This window comes from Pseudomonas sp. HD6422 (genome assembly GCF_025377065.1).
In the GTDB taxonomy this organism is placed as follows: Bacteria; Pseudomonadota; Gammaproteobacteria; order Pseudomonadales; family Pseudomonadaceae; genus Aquipseudomonas; species Aquipseudomonas putida_U.
This window is the reverse complement of record NZ_JAHWIW010000065.1, coordinates 1-8420: the sequence shown is the minus strand read 5'-3', so window position 1 is coordinate 8420 and position 8420 is coordinate 1. Positions and strand designations below refer to the sequence as shown.

Genomic DNA, 8420 nt, shown 5'->3' with positions numbered 1-8420 from the left:
CCAACCCAACCCAACCCAACCCAACCCAACCCAACCCAACCCAACCCAACCCAACCCAACCCAACCCAACCCAACCCCCGACAATCCGTGAAGAACCATTTTCTTGCCCGTCGTCATGCCTCGAAGCAGCCCACGGCAGGCGAAACACTGTAGATGATTAGCTAGCTAATTAATCGCCTTCGCAGTATCCTTTCTCCATTGACTATCGTTTAGCTAACACCCCGCGCAAGGTACGGTTCGTGCCCATCACTTTTCAGGCTCTGTTCGCGCCCACCCATCTCGCCCTCAAGTTCGCCATCAAGACCCTGCTCGGTGGCGGCCTGGCGCTATGGTTGGCCATGCGCTGGGGGCTTGAGCAACCTTCCTGGGCGCTGATGACGGCGTTCATCGTGGCCCAGCCACTCTCTGGCATGGTGGTGCAGAAAGGCCTGGCGCGCCTGGCCGGGACGCTTGTGGGTACGGTGATGTCGGTGGTGTTCATGGGCGCGTTCGCCCAGACCCCCGAGCTGTTCCTGGTGGTGCTGGCGTTGTGGTTGGGCCTGTGTACCGCGGCCTCCACTCAGTTGCGCAGTGCCTGGGCCTACGCTTTCGTGCTGGCCGGCTACACCGCCGCGATCATCACCTTGCCCTCGGTCGATCATCCCTTGCGGGTTTTCGATCAGGCCGTGGCGCGCTGTACCGAGATCTCCCTGGGGATCGTCTGCGCCACCGTGACCAGTGCCTTGCTCTGGCCGCTGCGGGTCGAGCAGCAGTTGTCCGGTCAAGCCCGCCAGGCGTGGCAGAGTGGTCTGCAGGCGGCCAGCGCCATGCTCGGCGGCGAGGATCACGCGCGCAGGGGATTGCTGGAAATACTGGGCCGGGTAGTGGCGATCGATACCCAACGGGAAAATGCCTGGTTCGAAGGACGTCGTGGCCGTCAGCGGGCCAAGGCCATCCGCGGCCTGAGTCAGAAACTGATGGTGTTGCTGCGTATTTCCCGCTCGGTCCGCCGCCAGTGGCGGCAACTCGACGACAACGAGGCGCAACGTCTGGCGCCCTGGCTCGAAGAAGTGCGTGGACTGCTGGCCGAGCCCGACCAGCCGAGTCTTCTGCTGTTGCGTCAGCGCATCTGGGATGCCGCGCAGGACGAGCGGATCAGTTCCGTCGAACATTACTGCCTGGCACGCACAGCGCTGCTGCTGGATTACGCCATGGCGGCCACCCGCGCGCTGGACGATGTCGAAGCGGGTAGGGCGCCCACCGACGTCGCCCAAGGCCTGGCGGTGCACCGTGATCTGCCCCTGGCCCTGCTGTTCGGTTCGCGCAGCGCCCTGGCCTTTCTGGTGATGAGTGCGTTCTGGCTGGCCACTGCCTGGCCTTCCGCGCCGGGTGGCTTGGTGTTGACCTGCGTGGTCTGCAGCCTTTTCGCCAGTCGCGAGAACGGTGCGCAGATCGGCCTGAGTTTCTTGCGTGGGATCCTGCTGGCGATTCCGGCCGCTTTTCTGGTCGGGCAGATATTGCTGCCACAGTGGAGCAGCTTCGCCATGCTCTGCCTGGGCATGGGCGTGCCACTGTTTTTCGGCGCGTTGGGCATGGCCCATCCGCGTACCGGCGCCACGGCGACTTCCTATTGCCTGCATTTCATCGTATTGGTTTCGCCACTGAACACCATGCAGTTCGATGTGGCCAATATGCTCAACAGCGCCCAAGCCATGCTGCTGGGGGTCGGCGCTGCGGTGATGGCGTTCCGCTTGGTGGTGATCCGTCATCCGAAGTGGCTCAGTCAGCGCCTGCGCGCTGCCACCCAGAGCGACTTGGTGCGCCTGACCCGGCGCGATCTGCGCGGCGCCGACAGCTGGTTTGGCGGGCGCATGGCCGACCGCCTGATGCAATTGGCCCGGCATGCCGGCGAGCTTCCGGAGAGCGAACGCAAACGCTGGGACGATGGTCTGCACGGCCTGGACATCGGTGACGAACTGGTACACCTGCGTATGTGTCTGGCCGTCGCCCAGGCGCCACTGGGCAACGCTGAGCGTGAATACCTGCGTCAGGTCGAGGAAGCATTGGCGCAAGGTCCGGGCCCCGGTCGCGGCGAGCGTCTGGATGCCGCCAGTGAGCGATTCATGGAGGTATTGCGTCTTCAGCCCGGCAGCGATCCGTTGCGCCTGGCCATAGGCGCTGTGCTGCAGCTGCAGAAAAGTTGGCGCAAGTGGTGCCGTTGGCAGGAGGAAGCCCATGGGGTTACGTGAGTGGGCGCTGGGCGGGGTGCTGCTCAGCCCCTTCCTGGTGTATGTGTTGATGGCTCTGGTGCTCACCGGGGTGTTGCGCCTGGTGGTCCATGCGACACCGCTGGGACGCTGGATATGGCATGAAGCATTGTTCGATGCGGCGTTGTTCGTTTGTATTCTGTTCCTGGTAGTCCGACTGCTAGGTCCTTTGTAAGGAGTAAGTCGATGCGTGCAGTCGTACGTACCTTGGTCACCCTGTGTGTGGTCGCCCTTGCCGTGTTCGCCGGCTACCAGCTCTGGCAGTACTACATGTTGACCCCGTGGACGCGCGATGCCCGGGTGCGTGCCGACGTGGTGGTGATCGCCCCCGACGTGTCGGGCTGGGTCCGAGAGTTGAAGGTGCATGACAACCAGCGGGTCAAGGCTGGCGACCTGCTGATGAGCATCGACCGCGAGCGCTTCCAGGCAGCCTTCGACCAGGCCAAGGCAGTGGCCGAGACCCGCTCGCAACAATTGCGTCTGCGTGAACGCGAGGCCGCGCGGCGGACAGCGCTCGGGCCGGAGGCAATCAGCGCCGAGCTGCGCGAGAACGCGCAGATCAACGCGGCCATTGCCCGCGGCGAACTGGACGAGGCCAAGGCGCTGCTCCAGGTGGCGCAGATCAACCTGCAGCGCAGCGAGGTCCGGGCGCCACGCGACGGCCACATCACCAACTTGCGTCTGGCCCAAGGCAACTACGTCAATACCGGCGAATCGGTGATGGCATTGGTCGATGATGCAACGTTCTACATCCAGGCCTACTTCGAGGAAACCAAGCTGCCCAGGATTCGCGAGGGCGATAGCGTGAAGATCTGGCTGATGGGCGCCGGCGAGGCGATCCCCGGGCACGTCGAGAGCATCGGCCGCGGGATCACCGACAGCAACAGTAACCCGGATAGCCAATTGCTCCCGGAGGTCGAGCCAACCTTCAACTGGGTGCGTCTGGCCCAACGCATACCGGTGCGGATCAGTCTCGACGAGATCCCCGCCGGGGTGACCCTGAGTGCCGGAATGACCGCCAGTGTGCAGGTGCACGACGACCAGGTCGGGCGTTGACCTCGGCCCCGGCTGTCACACGATGCCTGACGCAGAGCGATCGACCGGCAGGTGAAAGCTGAACAGCGTGCCGTCCGATTCGCTGGACTGCACTTCCATGCGCCCGCCGTGGGAAAGAGCGATTTGATTGGCGATGTACAAGCCCAGTCCGAGGCCTTGGCGCGGCGTTTCCGATACTGGACGGGAGAAAGGCTGAAACAGCAGGTCGAGGGTCGCTGCGGCAATCGGCTCGCCGTGATTGTGCACACTGAGCACGAATTCCTCTTCGCGAACGTCGGCACGGACCGTCACAGGACCCGCCGGGTCGCCATGGGTCAAGGCATTGGCGATGAGGTTGGAAAGCAACTGCCCAATGCGTTCCCGGTCGCATAACAACCCACCGATCTCGCCGAGGTCGAGGATGATCTGCCGCTGTGGGTGCACCCGTTGCAGTTCCGAAGCGACGTGCCTGAGCCCCTCTGCCAGGTCTGGGCAGGGCCTTAGGTTGAGCGGGATGCCATCGCCTAGCCGCCCTCGGGCGAAGTCCAGCATGTCACGGACCAGCTGCGAGCCTCGGCGTCCGCAGGTGTGGATATGACGTGCGATGGCGCGGTTCTTGTCGTCCGGTAGACGCTGGGCCAGCAGTTCGGCACCGGCGGTGATGGCGAACAGCGGGTTGCGCAGGTCGTGGCCAAGCACGGCGATGAACTGCTCGCGAACCTCGGCCATGGCCCGTTCCTCACGCAAGGCCCGCTCGGTGCGCTGGGCGTTCTCCTCGCTTTCGATCTGCAGCGAGAGCAAGCGGGCGAAGGCCTCCATCATCGGTTGTATCGGGCTGCCCTTGAGCGGCGCAGGGTTGGGGTCGAGCGCGCAGATGGTGCCGAAGAAGCGGCCATCGGTCCGCAGGACCGGCACCGAAATGTAGCTTTCGAAGCGATAGATGCGTGGCGTGTGATGCTGGCAGTAGGTTTCATCCTCGCTGGCCTTGTCGATCACGATGGTGCGGCGTGTGCCGTAAATCTCATGGCACAGCGTGCTGGTGACATCCAGTTCACCGCCCACGGCGAGTCCGAAGCCCAGGGTGTCGAGCACCGCGCAGGCGGTCCAACTGACGTCGGTGACCCTGGCCACGGCAGCGAAGCGCATCCCGGTGGTTTCGCAAATGACCTGCAGAAGGGCGGGCACTGCATTGATTCGACCGATGGTGGCGATATCGGTAGTGATGGCGTCGGTCATGAACGGTCCCGGTGTTGACGACGAACAAGGTAGACATTTCAGTCTAGCGGCCCTGCGGGCCGATGAACGAAAACCTTGGCGGTTGGTTTGGTAGTTACGTTAGGCTTGTCCGGCGCGTTGTCCGTCAGAGGCGACCGCTCATTGCCTGGCGTGCGTCACTTCCGAATTCATTGCGAGGTTACGCCATGGCCATCACATCCCAGGATATCTGCAGCGCAGCCGACCAGCTTCAGGGCTTCGTCGGTTTTCATGGCAAGCGCGGCGAGCATATCGTGCGATTTTCCGAGGACGCGTTCGGCATGGACGTGGCCGACGACAGCATTACCCCGTGTAGCGAATTCGTCTGGCGGCCCGTTGTCGGGGCGCGCATGAGCCTGTGTCGCCAGCGCTTGGGGCTGCTGCTGCAGCAGCGGGTAGACGACCGCCTGCAGATCACCGAACCGCTGCGCATCTATCTGCAACGTACTGACCTGCCTGAGATCGTTGCCGAGCGTTGCCTGCGCTGACGGCCCGAGCGGGAATTCAGTCGGGGTAGGCCAGCTTCAGCGTAGCGGCTCCCCCTTGGGTGAAGGTGACCTGGTCTCGGCCTTGATGCTTGGCAGCGTACAGCGCCAGGTCTGCCTGCTGGAGCCAATGCTCCGGTGTCTCGAGGTCGGCATGGAACGCCGCGAGGCCGATGCTGAGGCTGATGCGCAGGTGCGGCAGTTGGGGGTGGCGGTAGGCAGCCACTTGCTCGCGCGAGCGTTCCATGGCTTGGCACGCCTGGGATTCATCGGTGCCGGGCAGGATCACGCAGAACTCATCGCCGCCGTAGCGCCCGGCCTGGTCTCCTTCACGCAAGTGTCGTCTGAGTTCCTCGCTCAATTGGCGCAGCACGCCATCGCCGACCACATGGCCGAAAGTGTCATTGATGGACTTGAAGTGGTCGATGTCGATAAGCGCGATCACCGCCGACAGCTGCTGTTGTCTGCAGATCTGGAATCTGACCAGCAGCAGGTCCTTCCAGGCGCCATGGTTGAGCAGCCTGGTCAGGCTGTCGGTGAGGCTCAGCTCGCGCAGCTTGCGTTTGTGCTCAGCCAGCTTGATGGCCAGTTTGTAGCAGACCAGCCCCAGGGCCAGGGGATACAGCGTCAACATCGGCAGGCACGCATACACCTGCAAAGGCGTGGCATCGAGTTGCAGGTGGAATCCGAACAGCGCTATCGACAGCAGCATGCCCGCCAGTTGGGCCAATGCGCCGCGCAAGACCAGGCGTTTGCCGCCAGCGGCGACATTGTTCATGGTCATCATCGATAAAACGGTGACGCTTGGCAGCAAATTGAACTGCATGGTCGCGGTCCAGAATCCACCCAGCAGAGAATCGAGAACCAGGTTGCGTTGCTCTGCCTGGTAGGGGCTGCGCGAGCGCAGCGCCCAGTGATAGGCAACATGCGGCCACACCAAGCCATTGAACAACATCAGTGCCCATACCCAAGCCGGGGGGGCCAAGGGCTGTACCGCCGCGATGACGCTGAACAGACCGATGCCCAAGCCGATGATGCGGGGCAGGTAGATCCGCTTGACGAAGGAAAGCCCTTTTCCGGTGCGGTTGTCCATCATGTTCGTCGTTCTTCCGTAGAGGCGCCGTTCATCGCATAAATCAGGTGAATATTGTCGAACAGTCAGAACTGAACGAAAACTGGCCTTGCAGGCCATTTCACGGTTGGAGCGATCACTGTGGGGTAACATGAAGGCTTTCTTGCTGATTGGAGTGTGGCTGCTCATGACCCCCATGGCTAACCTCGCTGGCGAGCCGGCACCGCAGCGCGACGGACGGTTCCACAATCAGGTGGTGCAACCCCGTGATGGGATGCTGAAGAAACTGCGGATCGGGCTCAAGTACTTGCTGCTGCGCAAACCGCCCGAGACCCGACCTGCCGCGCCGATCCGCGTCCATGCCATGACGCCCCAGCAGGTGCTCGATGCGCCTGACCGCAGCCTGTGGCGCCTGGGACATTCGACGATGTTGGCGAAGCTGCGCGGGCGCTTCTACATGACCGATCCGGTGTTCGCCGAACGTGCTTCGCCTGTCCAGTGGGCGGGTCCGTTGCGCTTCCATGCGCCGCCCCTGGATCTGGACGATGTGCCGCCCCTGGCGGCGGTGATTCTGTCCCATGACCACTACGATCATCTGGACGAATCGGCGATTCGGCAGTTGGCTGACAGAACCGAGCGCTTTCTGACCCCATTGGGAGTAGGAGACGTGCTCACCGGCTGGGGAGTGCCGCGCGACAAGGTCACTCAGCTGGATTGGTGGCAGGAAGCAGAGGTGGGAGGCATACGCTTCATCGCTACGCCGGCCCAGCACTTTTCAGGCCGTGGACTGTTCGACAGCAATCGAACACTGTGGGCATCGTGGGTCATGATCGACGACCAGATGCGATTGTTCTTCAGTGGTGACACCGGTTATTTCGACGGTTTCCGTCAGATCGGCGAGCGTTTCGGCCCGTTCGACCTCACCTTGATCGAGACGGGCGCTTACAACGTGGCATGGCCCAGCGTGCACATGCAGCCCGAGCAAAGCCTCCAGGCTCACCTCGACTTGCGCGGGCGCTGGCTGTTACCCATCCACAACGGCACCTTCGATTTGTCCATCCATGGCTGGCAGGAGCCGTTCGAACGTATCCTCGCCTTGAGTCAGGAAGCCCGGGTGCACCTTTGCACCCCTCAGATGGGCGAGCGGGTGAGCCTGGACTCGCCCCACGCCGGACAGAACTGGTGGCAGCCTGCGCCCCTGCGCCAGCGCGACCAGGAGCGCGAACGCCAGGTGGTCGTGCGCTGACGGGTCACGGCTGGGAACGTTTGTCTTCCTTTAATAGTTGCGACGGCGGTTTGCCGCTGTCGCCGCGGACCTGTGCATGGCTGATCAACGCGAAGATGCAACTGCCGCCGATGATATTGCCGACCAGGGTGGGTAGGGCGAACGTCATCCAGAAACGCGACCAGGTCTCTTCTCCGGCCCAGACCAGATAGGAGACTTCAACCGAGCCCACGATGATGTGGGTGAACTCGCCGAGGGCCATCAGATAGGTGATCATCAGGATGATCCAGATCTTGGCCTCCTCCATGGACGGAATCATCCAGACCATGGTCGCGATCATCCAGCCCGAGACGATGCCCTTGGCGAGCATCTGCGTCATGTCGTTGGTCATGACCTTGCGCCCTATCTCGAGGAAGGCGACGTCGGTCTTGCTGTCGAAAATCGGCAGTTCAAGCATGACCCATGCGACCAGTAAGGTGCCGACCAGGTTACCGACTAGCACGATGCCCCATAGCCGCAGCAAACGTCCGAGATTGTGCAGGGTGGGGGAGGTCATCACAGGCAGTACGGCGGTCAGGGTATTTTCGGTGAACAGCTGCTGACGAGCCAGGATCACAGCCAGGAAACCTGCGCTGTAGCCGAGGCTGGCGATGACGTGGGCACTTTCTGCATCCGGCAGGCGTGAGTAGAACAGGCCCATCGCCATGAAGGACAGGCCCATGGTCAGGCCCGCGGCGATTGCCGAAAGCGCCAGGGCGGCGACCGTACGCTCCAGTTCATGGTCGCCCTGGGTGCGAATGATCTCGTGCAACAGGGCGGCGCGAGGGGGCTGATTGTGGTCGACTTCCAATTCTTCGTCCGGCGATAGGCCGGGGGTCTTCTCGTTTTGCGTATCGCTCATGGTCGTCACGCTCTGGTGGGGTGGTTTCTCTACAGATCGACTGTGGCGGGAATAGTTGCGGGGGAGGAGTGGTCGCTGGAAAGGTCGTGACACGCCTGGGGTGGGCTCAATACGGTCCATTTCCTTAAATATCTGATTTTCTTGAAAATAGGTGTTGACGCCGTTTCGAATCCCCTTATAATGCGCACCACTTCCAACGCAG

General features: G+C 62.5%; 8 protein-coding genes. 5 read left to right on the top strand and 3 right to left on the bottom strand.

Annotation, left to right across the window (positions count from 1 at the left end; genetic code table 11):
* Positions 1 to 239 precede the first annotated feature (239 nt).
* Genes KY379_RS26755 through KY379_RS26745 form a run of 3 tightly spaced genes read left to right on the top strand, consistent with a single transcriptional unit; the run spans position 240 to position 3302 of the window.
* Positions 240 to 2228 (top strand): FUSC family protein, encoded by a 1989-nt coding sequence (locus tag KY379_RS26755; RefSeq protein ID WP_133332251.1) that lies wholly within the window; start codon positions 240 to 242, stop codon positions 2226 to 2228.
* A complete protein-coding gene (locus KY379_RS26750) occupies positions 2215 to 2421 on the top strand; it encodes a DUF1656 domain-containing protein (RefSeq protein WP_133332250.1) in 207 nt (68 codons plus the stop codon). The genes KY379_RS26755 and KY379_RS26750 overlap by 14 nt, the downstream gene beginning before the upstream one ends.
* Positions 2422 to 2432: 11 nt before the next feature.
* Positions 2433 to 3302 (top strand): HlyD family secretion protein, encoded by an 870-nt coding sequence (locus KY379_RS26745; RefSeq protein WP_133332249.1) that lies wholly within the window; start codon positions 2433 to 2435, stop codon positions 3300 to 3302.
* 15 nt (positions 3303 to 3317) lie between these two features.
* On the opposite strand, the gene KY379_RS26740 is transcribed toward KY379_RS26745, so the two are convergent.
* Complete coding sequence (locus KY379_RS26740) at positions 3318 to 4517, bottom strand: GAF domain-containing sensor histidine kinase (protein ID WP_133332248.1); 1200 nt, start codon at positions 4515 to 4517, stop codon at positions 3318 to 3320.
* 185 nt (positions 4518 to 4702) lie between these two features.
* On the opposite strand from KY379_RS26740, the gene KY379_RS26735 reads away from it, so the two are divergent.
* The gene (locus KY379_RS26735; RefSeq protein ID WP_133332247.1) at positions 4703 to 5023 is read left to right on the top strand and encodes a DUF2025 family protein; all 321 of its coding nucleotides are present in this window, start codon (positions 4703 to 4705) and stop codon (positions 5021 to 5023) included.
* 16 nt (positions 5024 to 5039) lie between these two features.
* On the opposite strand, the gene KY379_RS26730 is transcribed toward KY379_RS26735, so the two are convergent.
* Positions 5040 to 6113, bottom strand: a complete 1074-nt coding sequence (locus tag KY379_RS26730; RefSeq protein ID WP_261242526.1) for a diguanylate cyclase — start codon at positions 6111 to 6113, stop codon at positions 5040 to 5042.
* A 130-nt stretch (positions 6114 to 6243) separates the two neighbouring features.
* Here KY379_RS26730 and KY379_RS26725 point away from each other — a divergent pair, with 130 nt between their 5' ends.
* A complete protein-coding gene (locus tag KY379_RS26725) occupies positions 6244 to 7338 on the top strand; it encodes an MBL fold metallo-hydrolase (protein WP_261242516.1) in 1095 nt (364 codons plus the stop codon).
* A gap of 4 nt (positions 7339 to 7342) precedes the next feature.
* Here the strand turns inward: KY379_RS26725 and KY379_RS26720 are convergent, their stop codons facing one another.
* Positions 7343 to 8218 carry a formate/nitrite transporter family protein gene (locus tag KY379_RS26720; RefSeq protein WP_133332245.1) on the bottom strand — a complete coding sequence of 292 codons (876 nt, stop codon included), beginning with the start codon at positions 8216 to 8218 and terminating at the stop codon, positions 7343 to 7345.
* Positions 8219 to 8420 lie beyond the last annotated feature (202 nt).

Coding starts and splice junctions, on each gene's coding strand:
- KY379_RS26725 (WP_261242516.1), top strand. CDS start 6,244: ATGAAGGCTTTCTTGCTGATTGGAGTGTGGCTGCTCATGACCCCCATG.
- KY379_RS26720 (WP_133332245.1), bottom strand. CDS start 8,218: ATGAGCGATACGCAAAACGAGAAGACCCCCGGCCTATCGCCGGACGAA.
- KY379_RS26730 (WP_261242526.1), bottom strand. CDS start 6,113: ATGGACAACCGCACCGGAAAAGGGCTTTCCTTCGTCAAGCGGATCTAC.
- KY379_RS26745 (WP_133332249.1), top strand. CDS start 2,433: ATGCGTGCAGTCGTACGTACCTTGGTCACCCTGTGTGTGGTCGCCCTT.
- KY379_RS26740 (WP_133332248.1), bottom strand. CDS start 4,517: ATGACCGACGCCATCACTACCGATATCGCCACCATCGGTCGAATCAAT.
- KY379_RS26735 (WP_133332247.1), top strand. CDS start 4,703: ATGGCCATCACATCCCAGGATATCTGCAGCGCAGCCGACCAGCTTCAG.
- KY379_RS26750 (WP_133332250.1), top strand. CDS start 2,215: ATGGGGTTACGTGAGTGGGCGCTGGGCGGGGTGCTGCTCAGCCCCTTC.